Origin of the sequence: Corynebacterium sp. TAE3-ERU16 (genome assembly GCF_019209935.1) — a bacterium.
GTDB classification, from domain to species: domain Bacteria; phylum Actinomycetota; class Actinomycetes; order Mycobacteriales; family Mycobacteriaceae; genus Corynebacterium; species Corynebacterium antarcticum.
On record NZ_JAHUTN010000001.1, the window covers coordinates 441,417 to 461,332 of the forward strand.

Annotated in this window: 12 protein-coding genes, 1 tRNA gene and 1 pseudogene; 4 read left to right on the plus strand and 10 right to left on the minus strand. The window is 69.4% G+C overall.

Annotated features, from left to right (window positions below; translation table 11 throughout):
• Positions 1–65 precede the first annotated feature (65 nt).
• The gene (locus tag KRX55_RS01990) at positions 66–9,203 is read right to left on the minus strand and encodes a fatty acid synthase subunit beta domain-containing protein (RefSeq protein ID WP_370625729.1); all 9,138 of its coding nucleotides are present in this window, start codon (positions 9,201–9,203) and stop codon (positions 66–68) included.
• 614 nt (positions 9,204–9,817) lie between these two features.
• Positions 9,818–9,899 (minus strand) — tRNA-Leu (locus KRX55_RS01995).
• A gap of 124 nt (positions 9,900–10,023) precedes the next feature.
• On the opposite strand from KRX55_RS01995, the gene KRX55_RS02000 reads away from it, so the two are divergent.
• The gene (locus KRX55_RS02000; RefSeq protein WP_218406228.1) at positions 10,024–10,413 is read left to right on the plus strand and encodes a hypothetical protein; all 390 of its coding nucleotides are present in this window, start codon (positions 10,024–10,026) and stop codon (positions 10,411–10,413) included.
• Positions 10,414–10,428: 15 nt separating this feature from the next.
• Positions 10,429–10,794 carry a DUF3817 domain-containing protein gene (locus KRX55_RS02005; protein ID WP_218406162.1) on the plus strand — a complete coding sequence of 122 codons (366 nt, stop codon included), beginning with the start codon at positions 10,429–10,431 and terminating at the stop codon, positions 10,792–10,794.
• A gap of 129 nt (positions 10,795–10,923) precedes the next feature.
• Here the strand turns inward: KRX55_RS02005 and KRX55_RS02010 are convergent.
• Both KRX55_RS02010 and rph read right to left on the minus strand, forming a co-directional pair.
• A pseudogene (locus tag KRX55_RS02010) lies at positions 10,924–11,559 on the minus strand (non-canonical purine NTP pyrophosphatase); the annotation flags it as partial.
• Between the two features lie 6 nt (positions 11,560–11,565).
• The gene (rph, locus tag KRX55_RS02015) at positions 11,566–12,309 is read right to left on the minus strand and encodes a ribonuclease PH (protein ID WP_198737780.1); all 744 of its coding nucleotides are present in this window, start codon (positions 12,307–12,309) and stop codon (positions 11,566–11,568) included.
• A gap of 350 nt (positions 12,310–12,659) precedes the next feature.
• Here rph and KRX55_RS02020 point away from each other — a divergent pair, with 350 nt between their 5' ends.
• On the plus strand, positions 12,660–13,709 hold the full coding sequence (locus KRX55_RS02020) for a zinc-dependent alcohol dehydrogenase family protein (RefSeq protein ID WP_218406229.1): 1,050 nt from the start codon (positions 12,660–12,662) through the stop codon (positions 13,707–13,709).
• A gap of 222 nt (positions 13,710–13,931) precedes the next feature.
• On the opposite strand, the gene KRX55_RS02025 is transcribed toward KRX55_RS02020, so the two are convergent.
• The 6 genes from KRX55_RS02025 to clpS form a co-directional block, all read right to left on the minus strand.
• A complete protein-coding gene (locus KRX55_RS02025; protein WP_218406164.1) occupies positions 13,932–14,699 on the minus strand; it encodes an MBL fold metallo-hydrolase in 768 nt (255 codons plus the stop codon).
• Positions 14,700–14,772: 73 nt separating this feature from the next.
• Positions 14,773–15,612 carry a glutamate racemase gene (murI, locus tag KRX55_RS02030; RefSeq protein ID WP_255567502.1) on the minus strand — a complete coding sequence of 280 codons (840 nt, stop codon included), beginning with the start codon at positions 15,610–15,612 and terminating at the stop codon, positions 14,773–14,775.
• Positions 15,613–15,763: 151 nt separating this feature from the next.
• Positions 15,764–16,693, minus strand: a complete 930-nt coding sequence (locus KRX55_RS02035) for a hypothetical protein (RefSeq protein WP_218406165.1) — start codon at positions 16,691–16,693, stop codon at positions 15,764–15,766.
• Positions 16,690–17,388: a rhomboid family intramembrane serine protease gene (locus tag KRX55_RS02040; RefSeq protein ID WP_370625730.1), complete on the minus strand. Its 699-nt coding sequence runs from the start codon at positions 17,386–17,388 to the stop codon at positions 16,690–16,692. Before KRX55_RS02040 ends, KRX55_RS02035 begins: the two co-directional genes overlap by 4 nt.
• A gap of 53 nt (positions 17,389–17,441) precedes the next feature.
• A complete protein-coding gene (locus KRX55_RS02045) occupies positions 17,442–17,981 on the minus strand; it encodes a DUF2017 domain-containing protein (RefSeq protein WP_218406166.1) in 540 nt (179 codons plus the stop codon).
• A gap of 18 nt (positions 17,982–17,999) precedes the next feature.
• The gene (gene clpS / locus KRX55_RS02050) at positions 18,000–18,293 is read right to left on the minus strand and encodes an ATP-dependent Clp protease adapter ClpS (RefSeq protein WP_198737788.1); all 294 of its coding nucleotides are present in this window, start codon (positions 18,291–18,293) and stop codon (positions 18,000–18,002) included.
• A gap of 135 nt (positions 18,294–18,428) precedes the next feature.
• Here clpS and KRX55_RS02055 point away from each other — a divergent pair, with 135 nt between their 5' ends.
• Positions 18,429–19,751: a nicotinate phosphoribosyltransferase gene (locus KRX55_RS02055; RefSeq protein ID WP_370625736.1), complete on the plus strand. Its 1,323-nt coding sequence runs from the start codon at positions 18,429–18,431 to the stop codon at positions 19,749–19,751.
• Positions 19,752–19,916: the final 165 nt, after the last annotated feature.

Consider the following 19,916-nt stretch of genomic DNA (forward strand, 5'->3'; position numbering starts at 1 on the left):
ATCCATTCTACTTTCGGGGCAGCACAGTTCCGGGCGGTCGTCGGTCGGTCAGCGGTACGCCAGCGTTAGATCTCTCCGCCGGTGCGTAGGACGCCGTCGACGAGTCGGGCGTCGTTGTCCAGCAGGACACTCGCTTCGCGTTCCTTGGCCGCTGCCCCGGTGGCTCCGAGGTTGCGGTCGGTGGGGCGGGTGAACAGGGCGGGTCCGCCGTAGATTCCGCGGAGGATCCGGCGGAGTCCGGCTTCCTCGCGGGCGGTGGAACGGGCGGTCCAGGATGCGACAGCGTCGTCACCCTGTGCGTTGCGCAGCGCCTCGACGAAGGCGCCCGGGTGCACGATGGCGACCAGCGCGGAGACGTGGCCGAACCCGAGGGACGTGACCAGTCCGGCCTTCGGCGGGCGGGCGGCCAGGTTCAGCGGACGGCGAAGCCACACGAGGTGGTTGTGCTTCGCCAGGACCGGGTCGACGCAGTCGAGCGCCCGGTTCGCGGGGAGGATGCCGCTGCGCAGCACCTGGGTGAGGCCGATCATCTGGAAGGCCGCGGCACCGCCCTTGGCGTGGCCGGTGAGCGACTTCTGCGAGATGACGTAGAGCGGGTTGCCGTCCGCGCGTCCGATGGACGCGGCGATCCGCTCATGTAGGTCGGACTCGTTCGGGTCGTTCGCGGTGGTGGAGGTGTCGTGCTTGGACACCACGGCGATCTCGTCGGCGGTCACACCCACCGATGCCAGTGCCCTGGTCAGCCGCGAGTTCACCCCGCCGCGGGCCGCGGACAGGGCACCGAGACCCGGTGCCGGGATCGAAGTGTGCGCGCCGTCGGCGAAGGACTCGGCGAAGGCGATCACACCGTGGACCGGCAGTCCGAGTTCCGCGGCGACGCTCGCGCGGGCGAGCAGCAGCGTACCGCCTCCGGCGGAGGAGACGAAGCCGCCGCGGCGCCGGTCGTTGGCGCGGGAGAAGTACTTCTCCTCGATGCCCTTTCCGGCCATCTCCGCGGAGTCGGCGGTGGCCGCCATGTCACCGAAGCCGGTGATGCCCTCGATGGAGAGATCGTCGAAGCCGCCGGCGACAACGACGTCGGCCTTGCCGAGCTTGATCTTGTCCACGCCCTCCTCAACGGAGACCGCCGCGGTGGCGCAGGCTGCGACGGGGTGGATCATCTGACCGTAGCCGCCGACGTAGCTCTGCATGACGTGCGCGGCGATGACGTTGGGCAGCGCCTCCTGGAGGATGTCGTTGGCGCGCGGCTCGGCGAGCATGCGGTCGATGTAGAGCGAGCGCATGGACTCGACGCCACCCATGCCGGTGCCCTGGGTGGAGGACACGCGGGCGGGGTGCACGGCGCGCATGAGCTCGGCCGGGCTGAACCCGGAGGACAGGAACGCGTCCACGGTGCAGACGATGTTCCAGAGCGCGACGCGGTCGAGGTTGTCGGCCATGTCGGCGGGGATGCCCCACACGGTCGGGTCGAAGCCCTCGGGGATCTGGCCGCCGACGAAGCGGGACATGGCCATGCGGCGCGGGACGCGGACGGCGGACCCGGCGTGGCGGGTGACGTTCCACTCGCCGGTCTCCTCGTCGAACCAGGCGCTGGTGTTGTCCGGCTCGGAGTCGACGAAGGTGCGGGCGGCCTCGGCGTCGGAGACGCTGAAGGTCATGTCCTGGTCGAGGTAGACGGTGGTCAGTTCCGGAGCGAGGTTGTCCACCATGCCGAAGTCGTCGTGGTAGCGGCGCACGCCGACGCGTGCGAGCACCTCGTCGTGGAAGCGGTCGTGGATGTCGGCTTCCTCGACCTCGTTGCCCTCTGCGTCGTACCAGCCGGGGGTCGGGTCGGACTCCCAGGTGATCAGGCCCATGGACCAGGCGAGTTCGATGACGCCTGCGGCGGTGAGGTCACCGGTGACCTCGGCGTCGAAGCGGGTGCGCGCGGAGCCGTAGGGGCCGAGCTCGCCGGTGCCGACGATGACGACCATGTCGTCGAGGTCGGCGGTGACCTGTCCCGAGAAGTCCGGGGCCGTCTGCCGCACGCGGCGGTACGGGGTGGGCAGCGCGGCCAGTTCCCGCTTCGTGTCGTCGCGGTCCTGTTCGGCTTCGGCCGCGGCGGCGTCCCGGGCGGCGTTGCGTCCGAGTTCGGCGAGATCCAGATCGGCCTCGCCGAGTCCGCCGGTGAGGTCCACGGTGACGGGCGACTGGGCGGCGGTGGCGCGGACCTCGGGGGCGATCTGGGTGAGCAGCTCGGCGGCGATCTCCGCGGTGGAGTAGGTGCGTACGCCGGCGGCCTCGACAGCCTCGACGAGGGGGTCGTTGCCGCCCATCAGTCCGGTGCCCCGGACCCAGCCGATCAGGGCGTGGACGAGTGAGGTGCGGTCGCCCCACACGGGTTCGGCGTTCCACCGGGTGACCAGGGCATCGAGTGCAGCCTTGGCCTCGCCGTAGGCGCCGTCGCCGCCGAAGCGGCCCCGGTTCGGGGAGCCGGGCAGGACGACGTGCATGCGGCGGCCGACGCGGACGTCGGTGCCGATGGCGGACAGCCCGGAGATGAGCCGCTCGACGGACCAGAGCAGCAGTCGCATCTCGTTCTCGGCGCGGGGGCCGGCGTCGTCGAGGCTGCCCATGACGCGTGGCGCGGCGAACGGGAACAGCAGCGTCGGGACGAGTGCCTTCTTGGTGACCTTCTTCTCGCCGTTGACGGTGGCGGTCTGCTCGGAGCCGATCCAGTCGATGACGGACTCGAGGTCGGCGTACGAGGTGAGGTTCGCGGGCGCGATCCACAGTGCGGCACCGCCGCGGGCGTTGTCGCGGTAGAGGCCCTTGTAGAACTCGAGGCGGTCGTGGTTGAGCGAGGAGGTGGTGGCGACGACGGTCGCACCACCGGCCAGGAGCTCGGCGACGATCGCCGCGGCGATGGAGTTCGGCGATCCGCCGGTGACCACGGCGACATCGTCGGCGTAGGCGCCGGGCGTGGTGTCGCGTGCCTGCTCCGCGAGGCGGCGCAGCGTGGCGGCGGTCGTCTCGTCGGCCTTGCCTGCGAGGTGGGTGGCTAGGTCGGCTACGGCCGAACCCGTGCCGGTGACGTCGAGGCCCTCGCCGTCGATCTCCCCCGCGGCGACGCGGATGACGTCCTCGCGGGCGGTCGCCCACCGGTCGTCGATGAGCACGGTGCGCTCGGCCTCGAAGGTCTCCGAGACCAGGCGCGGCCAGTCGGAGCCCAGTTCCTTGCTGACGAGCTCGAAGAAGCTCTGGTCGGCCTCGGCGTCGGAGAGACCGGCGGTGCGCGGGGTGTGGTTGAGGCCCAGCTGGGTGAGGATGGTGCGGGCGGTGGCGGCGAGGACGCCGGCCCTGCCGGTTACCTGCTCCGCGAACTCGCCGAGTGCGGCGGAGTCGACGACCCCGCCGCCGGCGCCGCCGGCGGACGGAAGTCCGACGGAGACCCCGTGGTCGGCGGCGACCTGCTGGACGGCGGCGTCGATGAGGGCGTCGAGCTCACCGGTGTTGGACGGCGCGGCGGGGCTCAGGGTGGCGAGGTCGCCGCCCCGGAGGGAGGCTCCCTCGCGGGAGCCGGCGACCACGGCCGCGGTGACATGGTCGGCCCAGCCCTGCCCGAGCTGCCAGGTTCCGGTGACGCGCTCGCTGATGTAGCCGGGGCGCTTGCCGGTGGGGCCGGTGATTCGGCGCAGGGCGTCGGCGATCGCGTCGGAGAGCACCGGGCCGAAGGCGGTGTAGCCCTTCGCCATGCGGGAGACGGTGTTCTTCAGGTCGGCGATCTCCGCGTCGGCGGCACCGTCGATGGCGCCGAGCCCGAACTCGACACCGAGGTCGAGCAGGAGCTGGTTGCGGCGGGATGACACACCGTCGACGAGGGTCTCGATGGAGTCGGTGACACCCATCTGCTCCGGACGGACCTTCGTCCACAGGGCGATGAGCAGCGCGGTGGCGTCGGCTGGCCCGTAGGCGATGTCCTCCGGGCGTGGCCCGCCGGCCGGCGCGGCAGGAGCGGCCTGCTCGACCGGGGCGGCTGCTGCCGCGGGTTCCGCGGGAGCGGAGCCTTCGACGGCCGGTGTCCCGGCGGTGGCACCGGTGTCGGTGTTCTCCTCCTCGACGGCTGTCTCGTGGATGATCTCGTCGGTGGCGAACACGACGTTGCGGTCACGCTCGATGTTGAGGACCTCGATGTCGCAGTGGGCGTACTGCGGGAGACGCAGTGACTGGCCCATCATGTTCGCGATCGTCGGGGCGGAGCCCACGCCGACCTCGACGAAGCGCTCCACGCCGAGTCCACCGTGGTCGGTGTCGCGCAGGACGAGGTCCTGCGTCTCGATCCAGCGGACCGGGGAGGCGAACTGCCAGGCGAGCAGCTCGACGAGGATGGTGCGGGCGAGCTTCTGCTCGTTCGCGGCGGCCGCGTCGAAATCCTCGAGGATCCCGGTGAGCAGCGGCGAGTCGACGACCTCGGTCATGGACTCGACGAAGTCACGGGTGAGCTCGAACGGGCGGGCGACGAGGTTCGGGATGTAGCGCCCGACGAGAACGTCCAGGTCCAGTTCCTGCGGCAGCAGGGAGTTGAGGTGGTCGCGGAAATCGTCCACGCCGTCACGCAGGACCGAGGAGTGGAAGGGCACGTCGATGCCGGGGATGAGGATGAACGCACGCTGACCCGGCGCGGCCTTCTCGGCGGCGGCACCGAGTGCCTTCAGGCCGGTGACGGTGCCGGCGACGGCGTACTGCAGGCCGGCGAGGTTGTAGTTGACGATCTCGAGGAACTCGCCGGACTCCTCGGCGATGCGGGCGACGAACTCGCCGACGTTGTCGGCGGTGAGCCCCATCTTGTTCGGGCGCAGTGCGGCCAGCGCGTAGTTGGAGTTGCCGTTCTCGTCGCGTTCGACGAGGCGGTGCATGGTCAGGCCGCGGCGGTAGACGATCTCGACGACGGATTCCAGGGTGAGCGCCCGGGCGTAGGCGGCGAGGGCGTTGTACTCGCCGACGGAATGGCCGGCGAAGTAGGCGCGCTGGTTCAGGGCGCCGGCCTCGCGCATCTCGGCGACCTGGGCCACGCCGAGGGTCGCCATGGCGACCTGGGTGAACTGGGTGAGGAACAGGACGCCGTCCGGGTGGTGGAAGCGCTCGCCGTGGACGACGACCTCGGTCGGGTTGTTGCGCACGATCTCAAGGACGGAGAAGCCCAGCTTGCCGCGGGTGTGCGCGTCGGCGCGGTCCCAGACCTCCTTCGCCGCGGCGGAGGAGAGGTAGGCGTCCATGCCCATGCCCGGGGACTGGATGCCCTGGCCGGGGAAGGCGTAGAAGGTCCTGGGCGCGGCCATGACGGCGGTGGCCACCAGCACGGGATTGCCTCCGACGGTGGCCGTGACGCTGCGGACCTCACCGCAGCCTGGACGGTCGTCGATGCCGGTGCGCTCGACGGTGAACTCGATCGTGGAGCCGGGCAGGACCGGGGCGAGCATCGTGGCGGTGTACTCGACGACGCGGCCAGGCGCGGTGGTGGTGCTGTCGTCGGAGTAGCCGGAGGCGGCGATGAGTTCGCCGATGGCGGAGGTCCACATGCCGTGGACGATGACGCCCGGCAGGCCGGCGAGTCCGGCCGCGGTCGGCGAGACGTGGATCGGGTTGCGGTCACCGGAGACCACGGCGAAGGGCCGGAGGTCCTTCGGGGCGGTGACGGTGGCGATGGAGCGGAAGGAGCGCGGGCTGTCGATGACGCTCGGCAGGACCGAGGTGTTGGTGTTCGCGGTGGCCCGGCCGTTGCGGCCGCGGATGGCGAAACGCTCGGACAGGGTGCCCAGGGGTTCGCCGTCGGCGGTGAGCTTCGCGCGGACGACGACGACACGTCCGATGTCGGTGTCGGTGACCTCGTCGGCGGTGGCGGTCACGTCGAGCTGCACGGGCCTGTCGGCCGTGGGGACGGGCAGCTCGCGGTCGAGCTTGAGGTGGTGCTCGAGGTGGACCAGGGAGAGCATGCCCTCGACGACGGACGCGGAGTCGGTGCCGGGGATGACGGCGGAGTTCACGGCGGCGAACACGGCGGGCCAGGCGCGGCCGACGAGGACGTCGGGGGCGGTGCCTGCCGGGGTGAGGGTTGAGGGCAGGTAGCCGGTGGTCACGCCCTGGTAGTCGGCCGTGTGGCCGAGGTCCAGGGTGGTGGACCAGCGGGCGGTGTGTCCGTCGAGTTCGGCGAGGGTGCCGCCGGCGGCGACGCGGGTGAGCTCACCCATCGCCTTCTCGGCGTCGGCCTGGGTGACCTGCGGGACGGAACCGGGGACGGCGTCGGCGGGCAGGGTGAAGCGGATGGTGAGATCCGTGGTGGTGCCGGCCGCGGTGGAACCGGCGAGCGGGACCGTGAGCACCGCGTGGGTGTCGTCCTGCTCGACGAGGGTCGATCCGGTCGCGGAGTGGGTCGCCGAGCGGCCGTCGGTGGCGGTCTCCCAGGCGTCCGGTGCACCGAGGCGGTCGATGAGGGATGCTGTGTGGCGTCCGGCCCAGTAGGTGCCCGGCGCGGCGAGCACCCGCGGGACGGGGGCGGTGTCGACGGTGGCGGGTGCCTCGGTGGAGGTTTCCCCGACGCGCTCGATGGTGGCGGCGTTGAAGCGGGCGAGCAGATCGGCGACGGGCTCGTTCATCCGGGTGATGCCGGCGACGGCGGCCGGCCCGGGGATGATGCACACCTGGTCGGCGTCGTAGCGCTCGTCGTGGGCCTGCCACAGGGAGTCGGAGCGCCACCAGCGGCGGACGTTCTCGTCGATGACGGGGACGAAGTTGACGGGCTTGCCCGGGGTGCGGCAGAGCCCGAGGAACCAGGCGACGTCCGCCGGGTGCAGCAGTTCGGACTCGACCTGCGGGTAGGTCTCGATGAGCTTCTCGACCGCGGTGCGCGGTGCGTCGGCCTCGGTCAGGGTGACGGCCGGGGTGAAGGTTCCGTGGTCCGTGTCGGTGAGGCGGGCCTCGGTGCGGGCGACCATCTCCTCGAAGCGGTTGAACCAGGTGATGTCGGTCCACTCCCCCTTGTGGGGTCCGGAGAGCTCCAGGTAGCGCTGCAGCCACGTGCGGTAGGTCATGTCGGTGAGGTCACCGAAGTAGGGCTTGCAGGTGCGGCCGATGGCGGTGATGATCTCGTCGCGGCGGGCGGCGACGGCGTCGGCGTCGCCGGCTACCTCGTCGAGGAGTCGACCGGCCTTCGCGGCGGAGTTGTCGATCTCGTGGATGTCCGCGCCGAGCTGGCTGCGGCCGGAGGCCATGCCACCGGCGGCGTGGCCGGCGCCGACCCAGCCGTCGATGCCCGTGGTGTCGACGAGCAGCTGCTTGACGGCCTCGGAGGTCTTCGCCTCCTTCGTCGCCATCGCCGCGGTACCGACGAGGATGCCGTCGACGGGCATGGCGGGCAGGCCGTGGGCGGTCGCCCACTCGCCGGTGATGTAGTCGGCGGCCCGCTCCGGGGTGCCGATACCGCCGCCGACGCAGAGCACGACGTTCGAGTGCGCGCGGATGTCGCCGTAGGTGGCGATCAGCAGGTCATCGAGGTCCTCCCAGGAGTGGTGCCCACCGGCCTTGCCGCCCTCGACCTGGATGATCACGGGAATCTCGGGGACGGCCGCCGCGACATCGAGACACTTGCGGATGTGCTTGACGGCACCGGGCTTGAAGCAGACCCACGGGATGTTGGCCTCGCGGAGCTCGTGGATGAGTTCCACGGCCTCGTCGTGGTCCGGCATACCGGCGGTGACGACGACCCCGTTGATCGGGGCGCCGTTGGCGCGGGCGCGCTGCACGAGGCGCTTTCCGCCGATCTGCATCTTCCACAGGTACGGATCGAGGAACATGGAGTTGAACTGGGCGTTCACACCCGGTTCGAGGAGGTCGGTGAGCTTCGCGATGTTCGATTCGAGGATCGCGGGGGTGACCTGTCCCCCACCGGCCATCTCAGCCCAGTTGCCGGCGTTCGCGGCGGCGGCGACGATCTCGGGGTCGACGGTGGTGGGGGTCATGCCTGCGAGCAGCATCGGCGAATAGCCGGTGAGCTCGGTGAACCTGGTGACGAGGATGTCGTTGCCGTCGGCGTCGCGGGCGACGCGCGGGGCGAAACGGCTGAAGTCGGCCGGGGGCTCCATCGGCAGGCCCGGATCGAAGAGCCGTGCCTGGCCGGCCCCGTCGTGAACGGCGAGCACACCGACACCACGGCCGGTGACGATCTTCCGCGTGGGAGCGGCGACGCCGCCGTCGGGGCCGATCTCGAAGATCCAGGAGGCTCCCGCATCGGCCGCACCGCTGACCTCGGCGACCCAGTCGACCGGGTTGACCATCACGTCGGCGGCGACGGCGCGGGCGAGATCCGTGTCGATGCCACAGGCACCGGCCCATTCGACGACCTGCTCCACGCCCGGGTTGAAGGCGGGATGGTGGAAACCGGTCTGCACCTTCAGCGGCGTGAAGGCGGGGGCGAACGGCTTGCCGCCGCGCTCCTTGTTCTCGATCGCCTTCGCGTCGCGCGCGGCGAACTTCTGCAGCAGTTCCTTCACCGCGGTCAGGTCCGCGGGCCGGCCGACGACCACGAAGGCGTCGATCCCGTTGCGCAGACCGATGACGGGGCGGACCCGCTCATCGACGTCGCCGCAGGTCGCGGCGATGGCCTCGGTCAGCTGCTCCCGGGTGATCCCCTGGATCAGGAGCATCGGGTAATTCTCGCCCTGCTGGATGAGCCCGGTCATCCGGCCGGTGCGGGTCATGGCCACGCCGATGAGCTCCGCGACGGCGACGAGTTCCGCGGCCCGGGAGACGTCCTTCATCAGATGCACACCGAGCACCCCCTGGGAGTGGCCGATGACCGCCGTGGCGAGTTCGATGTCCAGGCCCTGGGATTCCAGGGAGTCGAGGACCGCGAGCTGCGCGGTGAAGATACCCGGGACGCTGACCGCGGCCTGCGCGGTGTCGAAGGCCGGTTCCCCGTCGGTGTCCGCCCATGCGACGGGATCGAAGCCGTGCGGGCGGGCGCCGACGAGGGCGTCGGACACCGGTGAGAGGAGCTTGTCGGCCTGTTCCACTATGCCGGAGACGTTGGAGCCTGCACCCGTGGCGAGGGAGTCGCGCAGCGTGCGCAACCAGTCGAAACCCTGACCGGAGAAACTCAGTGCGTAATTCTGCTCCCCGAGGTTGTCTATGAGTCGGTCGCTGCCGAAGGTGTGCTGGTGCTCAGTCACGTGGAAACTCTCCTGTTTGCATGGAAGTGGGCGGCCCGGGAGCCGCTAGTTTTGCCCAGGCAAATGTGCCACAGAATCATGAGGAAAGCGTCATCTTTTGTGAGCGTGTCCGTGCTCCACCTTCGCGAAACGGGGGCGGCGTCGACAAAAACCGTAGTTGAGCGGGAAAAACTGTTTCGCCCCCGGAACTGGATTGACCACCCCCGCAAAGGGGTGGTTACCTCAGCCCTCCCGCACCGCCCCCGACGTATCCCGCCCCTCATCCAGGATCCCGGACACGAGATCCCGTGTCTCGTCGACCCCGCTCGGCACCCGCCCCCGGGGAGAGGCGGCGCAGTCATCACCGAGCCCCCGGGGAGAGGCGGCGCAGTCATCACCGAGCCCCCGGGCGGGGCCCGGGACCATCCCCGGGCTGGGCAGGAATGAACCCGCACATCCCTCCCCACGGATGATTCCCCTCCCGGATTCCGGCCCTCCCCGAACTCGACGCCGATCAGCGTGCCGGATTCCGCCAACCGGGCGTCGTAACCGCGGGAGATGCTCACGGGTCCGGTATCCGTACGCACCCGGGGAAACAGAAACCCCTCCGGACGACAACGCCCGGAGGGGTGGGGTGCGCCCGGGGAGACTTGAACTCCCACGTCATAAGACACTGGAACCTAAATCCAGCGCGTCTGCCAATTCCGCCACGGGCGCGGGTGCCCACTGAGGGCACGCTGCGCGTCATCCTACAATCACCGGCCCACGGCGTCCGAATCAGGTTCCCTCCGGGTGACTGACGGCGTACCCCGGTGGGGTATCGTCGACAGGTGTGAACGACATGGACAAGCCCGGGAAACAGACACGCCCCCGCGTGCACTTCTTCCGGCTCCTGCTCCTCGCCGTCGCGGTTCTGACCACCCTGTTTCTGGCCTGGTGGCAGTGGACCCGGTTCCGGTCCGGATCGGGTTCCTTCCAGAACCTCGGGTACGCCCTGCAGTGGCCCGCATTCGGAGCCTTCTTCATCTACGCCTACTGGAAGATCGGCGAGTATGAACGGGAGGTCCGGGAGACCGGCCAGGCTCCCGGCGAGCGGGAGAAGGCCGAGCGTGAGGCCCGCGGGGAGATGACGGAGATCGACGAGGACTTCCTCCCGCCCCGGCCGTCAATCGACATCGAGACGTTCAACGCCCTCAACACGCCCCGTCGCCGCAGCGACAAAACCGAGTGAAAGAGGTCCATTTCCGTGACTGCCCCCTCAACCTCAACAGACACCACCGTCCCGAACGGCCGCCGGGACCGGATCCGGACAGCCCTCCGGATCTTCGTCGTCGCCGCCTGGGTGACCGGTATCTGGCTGCTGATCCTCACCGGCCGCATGATCCTCGACTACATCTTCCACGTCGAGATGCCCAGCTGGGCCACCCTCATCGGCCAGCTGCACGGACTGTTCTACATGTGCTACCTCATGGCGACGATGAACCTCGGCATCAAGGCCCGGTGGGAGCCGGTGCGCTGGCTGACCACCGCGCTGGCCGGCACGGTCCCCTTCATGTCCTTCTGGATCGAGCACAAACGCCGCCGTGAGGTCACGGCGGCGTTCGATCTCTGATTCATTCCCCTAGCTGTCGCGGGATTCCTGCGCGTCATCCTCTTCCGCTGCTTCAACCTCCGCCTCATCGCCGGTGTCCACCGCGATGAGGCGTCCTTCGTCGGTGCCCACGGCGGTACCCTCGAGCTCGGAACGCCGCACTAGCTCCGCGAGCGCCGGCACCAGCGCGGCGAGTGCCTTGCCGCGGTGTGACAGGGCGTCCTTCTCCTCCGGCGACAACTCCGCCGAGGACCGGGGCCGCTCGTCCGTGTCGCCCACGCGCTCGTCCTCCTCCGTGGGGATGAACAGCGGATCATAGCCGAAGCCGTTCTCCCCCACCGGGGTGCGGACGAGCCGCCCGGACCAGGTGCCCTTCTCGACCCACTCCTCCCCGTCCGGGGTGACCAGTGCGCAGACCGAGACGAACGCCGCCTTCCGTCGCTTCAGCGGGACATCGGCCATCTGCGCCAGAAGCAGTTCGTTGTTGGCCTCGTCGTCGCCGTGCCTGCCGCACCACCTCGCGGAGAGCACGCCGGGCATTCCACCGAGCTCCTCGACGGCGAGTCCGGAGTCATCGGCGAGGGTGGTGATCCCGGTGGCCGCCACGCCTGCCCGCGCCTTGATCAGCGCGTTGTCGGCGAAGGTCCGCCCGTCCTCGACGGGCTCCGGGTATCCGAGCAGATCCTCCGACGAGAGCAGTTCAATGCCCTCGACGCCGGCGGCGTCGAGCACCCGGCGGAGTTCCCTCAGTTTCTTGGGGTTGTGCGATGCCACATGGAGAAGCACCGGCGCTCAGCCCTTCAGGGGTGTCTCGAGAGCGGCCTTCTGGGCGGCGATGAGCTGGCGGCAGCCGATCTCCGCGGAATCCAGCATCGCGTTCAGCTGGTCCCGGGAGAAGGTGCCCGCCTCGCCGGTACCCTGGACCTCGACGAAGTTGCCTGATTCGGTCATGACGACGTTCAGGTCGACCTCGGCACGGGAGTCCTCCTCGTAGGGCAGGTCGAGGCAGACGCGACCGTCGATGATGCCGACCGAGACAGCGGCGACCGGGGGAAGGAGCGGATCTCCGGTCAGGACCCCGCGCTCGCGCAGCGCGGCGACGGCGTCCGCGAGCGCGACATAGGCACCGGTGATCGCGGCGGTGCGGGTGCCACCGTCGGCCTGGAGCACGTCACAGTCGAGGGCGATGGTGTTCTCGCCGAGCTGGGAGAGGTCGATGGCGGCGCGCAGTGAGCGACCGACCAGCCGGGAGATCTCGTGGGTCCGGCCCTTCACCTTCCCGCGCATGGACTCCCGGGGCATGCGGTCGTGCGTGGCTGCGGGGAGCATCGAGTACTCGGCGGTCAACCAGCCCTCACCGGAACCGACCTTGAAGCGCGGGATCCGCTCCTCGACGGACGCCGTGCACATGACCCGGGTGTTGCCGAATTCGACCAGGACACTTCCCGCCGGGTTGGTGGTGAAGCCTCTGGTGATGGAAACCGGCCGCATCTCGTCGAGTGAGCGGCCGTCTGCGCGAGTGAAGGAAGATGTCATGCCCGTCAGGATACCCGGCACGGCACCGCCGCCCCGGGGCCCCACCCTCGCCGCCGATGTCCCACCGGTTCCCGCCGCCGGAGCGGCCACCCCCGGAACCCGGTACGTCGGACACCGTGCCCTGCGACGGTATCCGCGACCGGCCCGTCGGGTCTCCGCGGTGGCGGCGTCACCGGACGATGACCCCCGGAACCCGCCCACCCCCTGTCCGGAAACATCCCTCCGAACAGGACGTTGAAATCGGTATCGAAACATACCCCTGTTGCAGGGTGGGTAAATGGTATACCGTCGGCAAATAGGTTAACAAAAGTACATTCTTGGTGAAACTCAATCTCAACAAGGAGGCCCCCATGAAGGCACTCGTCTACCACGGCCCCGGCCAGAAGTCCTGGGAGGAGGTACCGGATCCGACCATCCAGGACCCCACCGACGTCATCTGCAGAATCGACGCCACCACCATCTGCGGCACCGATCTCCACATCCTGAAGGGTGATGTCCCCGCGGTGACCGACGGCCGGATCCTCGGCCACGAGGCCGTCGGCACCATCACGGAGGTCGGCGACGCGGTCACGGAGTTCAAGGTCGGTGACCGGGTCATCATCCCCGCCATCACCTCCTGCGGAAAATGCAGCTTCTGCAAGGTCGGTAACTACTCGCACTGCCAGACCGTCGGCGGAATCGGATGGATCCTCGGGCATCTCATCGACGGAACCCAGGCCGAGTACTGCCGGGTGCCCTTCGCCGAGACATCCCTCTACGCCGTTCCGGACGGGCTGAGCGATGAGGACGTCCTGTTCCTCACCGATGCACTTCCCACCGGGTTCGAGATCGGCATCCTGAACGGCCGCACGAAACCGGGCGACACCGTCGCCGTGGTCGGTGCCGGGCCGGTCGGGCTGTCCGCCGTCATGACCGCGGGGCTCGCGGGCGCCGGACGGGTCATCACCGTCGACATGGACGAGAACCGGATGGACACCGCGATCGAGTTCGGCGCCACCCACAAGGTCAACGCCGGCGATCCCGACGCGGTCGAGAAGATCAGGGCACTGTCCAGCGACGGCCTCGGGGTCGATGTCGCGGTCGAGGCCGTCGGCATCCCGCAGACCTTCAGTACCTGCCTGGACATCGTCCGGCCACACGGCAGCGTCGCCAACGTCGGCGTCCACGGCAGGTCCGTCGATCTGCCCCTGCAGGACCTGTGGATCTCCAGCATCAACATCAGCATGGGACTCATCGACGGCTACTCCATCGACAAACTGATGCGCATGGTCGAATCCGGCAAGTTGCCCGCCAGGAAGATGGCCACGCACCACTACACGATGGACCGGTTCATCGAGGCCTACGACCTGTTCGCCAACGCGGCGGAGAACAAGGTGGTGAAGCTGGTGATCACGCCTTAGACCGGTGGATGTGTACCGCATCCACCACCCCACGAAGGCGGTGCCGCCCCGCGCGGGGCGGCAGCCACACCGACCCCCGGCGGAGTCGACGCACCCCGACCGCACCGGTCGGATTCTCCGCTGATGAGATCCGCCGCGCCCGGCGCGCCAAAACCCCGCTGATCGGGGTTTTCCGTGCCGCCGGCCGCGGGCCCCGGAAGCCGCTGCAGATGGTGCGCGGAGCTAGATGTCCAGCTCCATCCCGGCGCGTCCCAGAATGATCTCGCCGTCGAACTCGGACCGGGCGGCCTCGACGGTGGCCTCGTCGTCGACCCACGGGGGGATGTGGACGAGAACGAGCCGCCGCACACCCGCGAGCCGCGCCGCGCGCCCCGCCTCCTGCCCGGAGATGTGCATGGCCTCCGGTTTCCCGGCGGATTCATCACCCCACGTCGCCTCGCACAGGAACACGTCCGCGCCGCGAGCCAGCTCGACGAGGTTGTCGCACCACCCGGTGTCCCCGGAGTACGCGAGGACACGACCGGTCGCGGGTTCCTCGACACGCAGCCCGTAGGCCTCGATGGGGTGCACCACGGAGAACGGGGTCACGGTGAAGTCGGCGACGGTCTCCGGCTCACCGTCCCGCCACGGCACGAACGCGAAGGAATCGGACATGTCGTCCACCTCGCCCTCGATGTCGGCGGAGAGACGCCCCATCCGGGTCGGGAGGTCGACGGGACCGCAGCACAGGTTGCGCGCGGGAGCGGCGGACGCCGGGTGGTAGCGGCGCCACACCATGAGGGAGGGAAAGTCCATGCAGTGGTCCGCGTGCAGGTGGGAGAACATCACGTGGGCGTCCGCCGGATCCTGCACCTGCTGCAGCGCCGCGAGGGTTCCCGGACCGAAGTCCATGATCACCGCCGGGCCGCGGGTCCCGCGCAGGAGGTACCCGGAAGCGGGCCCTTTTGGGGCTCCCAGGCTTCCGGTGCACCCGAGGATGGTCAACTTCATAGGAATCACTGTGCCATGACTCGGGGCCGCATGGGTATCTCTCAGCCTGAAAACGTGTCGTGTCCGGCGCGGGTTACAGCCCGTCGAGGTGGCTCACCTGTGTCACATCGGGACCCAGGAAACGGCCTGCGAGCTGCGTGAAAAGGCGCGGATCGCCGGTGGATTCGAAGGTGCGGGACGGCGTTCCGGGCTCCGCGAGCAGATCCATCTGGCTCAGGGTCCGCAGCACGTCCTTGGCGGTTTCCTCGGCGGATGACACCAACGTCACGTGCTCCCCCATCGCCAACTGGATGACGCCACTCAGCAGGGGGTAGTGCGTGCATCCCAGAACGAGGGTGTCGACGCCCGCCGCCTGCAGGGGTTCGACGTAGGCCTGCGCGACTCCGAGGATCTGCCGTCCGGAGGTGATGCCGCGCTCCACGAAGTCGACGAAGCTCGGGCAGGCGGTGGCGAAGCACTCGACGGACGGGGAGGCGGCGAACAGTTCCTGGTAGGCGCCGGAGCTGATCGTCCCGGCCGTGCCGATGACACCGATACGGCCGTTGCGGGTCGTCGAGACCGCCCGCCGCACCGCGGGCAGGATCACACCGATGACCGGGATCTCGTAGCGCTCCCGGGCGTCACGGAGAAAGGCGGAGGTGGCGGTGTTGCAGGCGATGACGATCATCTTGCACCCGCGGCGGACCAGTTCGTCCGCGACAGCCATGGAGTGTTCCCGGACCCGGCGGATGGGCAGTGGACCGTAGGGGCCGTTGCCCGTGTCCCCGATGTAGATCATCGATTCGCTCGGGAGCTGATCGACGATGGTCCGGGCGACCGTCAGCCCACCGACACCGGAGTCGAAGATGCCGATCGGTGAATCCGCCGTCGGGGGTGTCCCGGCACGGATCTTCTCGTCTGCTGGGGGTTCCAGAGTACTCACGTCCCCGATCCTATCCGGCGCGCCCCACGCGGGAACCGGGCTGCTCTCCAACGCGGTGGATACGGGCGCCGTGTCCGGGTTCCACGCGGTCAACGCGAGTCCCTCCGCCGGGCCCTTCCGTCCCCACCGTCGGGCGGAACGGTCAGCGCGGCTCCGCGTCGTCGGGTACCGGCGCCGCTTCGGGGTAGGGCTCGGGTGCGCACGCGGTCGCGTCCGTGAAACCGCCGTCGTCGATGGCTGTCCGCAGCGTGCCGGCCATCCGGTCGAGCATCGCCCGTCCGGTGTCGTAGGTGCCGTCCCCGGGTCGCACCGCCAGCGCGACGCCGACCTCCCCGTCCGGGGTCTGCAGGACACCGAACTGCCGGACCAGGTAGTCGCCGGAGTCGTCCGGCCCCCACCCGCCCTTGAACGGGAGGCCCGGAATCCGTCCGAGTCCGTAGGACTGCGCTTCGGTGATCTGATTCATCGCGGTCAGTACAGCGCCGGCCCCCGGGATGCAGGTCATCTGGTGGGCGAACCGTGCCTGGTCGGCGAGCGCCCAGGCGGTCTGGCCCGCGGCGGAGAACCCGGGCCTGGTGATCTCCGGTGGGACCGTGGTTTCATCACCGGCCTTCCGGAGGATCTCTTCGGTGGCCGCCGCGGCGTCGGTCCCACCGCCGAGGGAGTACCACAGTGTGTCCAGGGCGGCGTTGTCGCTCACCGTGATCGCCCGGTCGACGGTCTCCACGGTCCCGGTGCCGCGGTACAGGACCGCCATGGACACCGGCACCTTCACGGTGGACCAGGCCGGTCCGACGGTGACCGATCCCGCCTCCGCGACGGAGTGCCCGTCGGCGAGTGCGACGCCCACAGGACCGTCCGCGACCGCGGCAGCGGCGATCTCGTCCGCCACGCGCTGCAGTTCCCGGGCCCCGGGCGGCATCTCCGACGTGGTGGCGGTGGCCCACGGGGAGGCCCCCGTCGACGCCGGGGGACGCTGATCGTCGCCCCCGTTCCCACTCCCGCCATCCGTGGGAATGGTGCAGGCGGACAGCACCGACGCACACACGAGCAGCCCCGTCAGTCTCCTCATGGAAGCCCTCTTCCCGTACGCGGTGGGCGCCGGACCGGATCGTCGGATCTGATGGTCGCGCCGGCGACCACCCCGCCGACCGCGCCGAAGAGGTGCCCCTGCCAGGACAGGCCCGCCTGCGGCAGAAACCCGTAGATCATGCCGGAGAACGAGAACAAGAGAATGACACCGACGAGGATCTGTCCGAGGGAGCGGTTGTAGAAGCCGCGGACCATGAGGTAGCTCATCCAGCCGTACACCAGTCCCGAGGCGCCGATGTGGTTCGTCCCGACTCCCCCGAGGAGCCAGGTGCCCAGGCCGCCGATGACCATGCAGATCACCGTGACCTCGAAGAAGGTTCTCCTTCCGGAGAGCCCGATGAGGAACGCGGCGACGACACCGATGGTCGTGTTTCCCGTGATGTGGCCGAACCCGGCGTGCAGGAACGGGGAGCTGAGGATCGCGGGCAGGAACGCGGGGTCCAGCGGATGGATCCCGAAGGAGTTGAGGTGGCCACCGCTGAGCAAGTTGGCCAGGAACACGACCCAGATCGCGATCACCCAGCCGAGGGTGAGTCGCACCGCCGTGCGGAGACGCACCCGGCCCGCGGCCACCGGGGAAAGGGCGGACGGTGTCGCCGCGGCGGGCAGCCCACCGGGGAATGCTGATCCGGGATCGGGGATGTGGAAGGCGGAACGGTCGGGATACCTGGGCACGTCATTTCCTCATCATTCGTGAGTCACGTCGGATTCCCCCGCCTGCGGCGGGGTCACCCCATCAGGGCGGCGAGCAGGGAATCCTGGTTGAACGCCAGCCATTCGACGAGCGCGGCACGCTCCTCCTCCGCGGCCTCCCCGTTGACCTCCCCGGAGGCGACGTAGAGGCGGATGTCGTTCAGCCCGGTGATCCAGGCGTTGACCTCGGATTCGGGCACGACCACAGCGACGTTGCCGTTCGGTCCGAGCGCTTCGCTGATCACCTGGAGGTTCTCGAGCTTGCCCCGGCAGATGTCGTTCTCGTGGAGGCTGCGGAGCAGGGAGTTGTCCCCCTCGTACTCCTCGTCACCGGCCCGTTCGAAATCAGGGAGGAGTCGGCGTAGCGCCGGATCCTCGGGGGCCTCCCTGTGCCCGCTGGGCATTCCGGTGAGCTCCGCGAGTTCGTCCTTCGGGGCGGACTGCGCCCGGCGGATCAGGGCCTCCGCCACGGTGGCGGCGAGGTCACCGAGGACCTCCCGTTCCATGGGGTCGAACGTGGCGGTGAATCTGGCCCGACCGCGGATCAGGCCCTTCCTGCGTTTCCAGGGTTCCATGTCGTGTATCTCCGCCTCTCAACCGGCCTGCTGCATAGTCGCCCAGAGACCGGCGGTGTGCAGCTTCTTCACGTCCGCCTCGACCTTGTCCTTCTCCCCCGAGGAGACGACGGCCTTGCCCTCGGTGTGGACCTGCATCATCAGCTCCGTCGCACGTTTGCGGTCGTAGCCGAGCACCGTCTCGAACACGTAGGTGACGTAACTCATGAGATTGACCGGATCGTCCCAGACGATGCACATCCAGGGCAGGTTCTCACTCGTGAGGACGTCGACGTTCTCCGTCTCTACTGGTACCGGTGTGGGCGAACTCATGTCCACAAGACTATCCGTTTCCGTTCGGACATGCGGGACCGCCTCGGTTACGGCGGCACACCGGCGCTCCCCCGGAAAAGTACCGGTGCTGTCGGTGCCCGAAACGATGGGACTACAGTGGGGTGCGTGAATCACATCACCCCGGAATCAAAACAAAACCACCGTTCCAGCGCCCTGCTGACGGACATGTACGAGCTGACGATGCTGCAGGCGTCGCTGCGTGACGGAACCGCCGACCGCGAGTGCGCCTTCGAGGTTTTCGCCCGTCGCCTCCCCAACGAGCGCCGCTACGGCGTCGTCGCCGGAACCGAACGCGTCCTCCGCGCGGTGCAGGACTTCGTCTTCACCGACGAGCAGCTGGCGTCGCTCGACTTCCTCGACGAACGCACCCTGGAATACCTGAGGAACTACCGTTTCTCCGGTCGGATCGACGGCTACCGGGAGGGCGAGCTCTACTTCCCGCACTCCCCGATCCTCACCGTCCGCGGCACCTTCGCCGAGTGCGTCCTCCTGGAGACGGTCGTCCTCTCGATCATGAACGCGGACTCCGCCGTGGCGTCCGCCGCCGCCCGCATGGTCACCGCCGCCAACGGCCGGAAGATCATCGAGATGGGTTCCCGCAGGACCCACGAGTACGCCGCCGTGGCCTCCTCGCGTGCGGCGTACCTGGCCGGCTTCCACTCGACCTCCAACCTCGAGGCCGCGTTCCGCTACGGGATCCCGGCCGGCGGCACCGCCGCCCACTCCTGGACGCTCCTCCACGTCAACGAGGACGGGAGCGCGAACGAGGAGGCCGCGTTCCGGGCCCAGATCGATTCCCTCGGTGTGGGCACCACCCTCCTGGTCGACACCTACGACATCACCAACGGCGTCGAGACCGCGGTGCGGGTCGGCGGCCCCAAGCTCGGCGCGGTCCGGATCGATTCCGGCGATCTGGGCATGCTGACCCGGCAGGTCCGGCGCCAGCTCGACGCACTCGGCAACCACAACACCAAGATCGTCGTCTCCTCCGACCTGGACGAGTTCGCGATCGCAGGCCTGTCCGGTGACCCGGTGGACATCTACGGTGTGGGCACCTCGGTCGTCACCGGTTCGGGCGCCCCGACCGCGGGCATGGTGTACAAGCTGGTCGAGGTCGACGGCAAGCCCGTCGCCAAGCGTTCCCGCAACAAGGCCAGCCGTGGCGGCGCGAAGCGGGCGCTGCGCACGCACCGCGACACCGGGACCGCGGTCGAGGAGATCGTGCTGCCGATCGACGCGGAGACCCCGGACACCGGTACGCTGACCGCCCGCGAGCTGACCATCCCGATGATCCGGGACGGCAGGCCGGTGGAGGGACTCCCGACCCTGAATGAGGCCCGTGAACACCTGGCCGCGCAGCTGGTCACCCTCCCGTGGGAGGGCCTCGCCCTGTCCCGGGACGAGCCCGCCCTCAGCGCCCGCTTCGTCGGGTTCTGATTCCCGCCCGGCCCCGGTCACGCGGCCCCGGAATGCAACAGCGCTCCGGGGCCGCGTTCTCGTTCTCGCCGGACCTCCGCGCGGTATCCCCGTCCGATCCTCCCGCACCGGTCCGGGGATCGTGCACCGTCGGCGCAGGATGTCCCCGGCACGGCACCGTGTCCC

Bases quoted from the DNA above. Each gene is read 5' to 3' on its own strand.
- KRX55_RS02000 (WP_218406228.1), top strand. From the start codon at position 10,024: ATGGACAAGCCCGGGAAACAGACACGCCCCCGCGTGCACTTCTTCCGG.
- rph (WP_198737780.1), bottom strand. From the start codon at position 12,309: ATGACATCTTCCTTCACTCGCGCAGACGGCCGCTCACTCGACGAGATG.
- KRX55_RS02020 (WP_218406229.1), top strand. From the start codon at position 12,660: ATGAAGGCACTCGTCTACCACGGCCCCGGCCAGAAGTCCTGGGAGGAG.
- KRX55_RS02025 (WP_218406164.1), bottom strand. From the start codon at position 14,699: ATGAAGTTGACCATCCTCGGGTGCACCGGAAGCCTGGGAGCCCCAAAA.
- KRX55_RS02035 (WP_218406165.1), bottom strand. From the start codon at position 16,693: ATGAGGAGACTGACGGGGCTGCTCGTGTGTGCGTCGGTGCTGTCCGCC.
- KRX55_RS02045 (WP_218406166.1), bottom strand. From the start codon at position 17,981: ATGGAACCCTGGAAACGCAGGAAGGGCCTGATCCGCGGTCGGGCCAGA.
- clpS (WP_198737788.1), bottom strand. From the start codon at position 18,293: ATGAGTTCGCCCACACCGGTACCAGTAGAGACGGAGAACGTCGACGTC.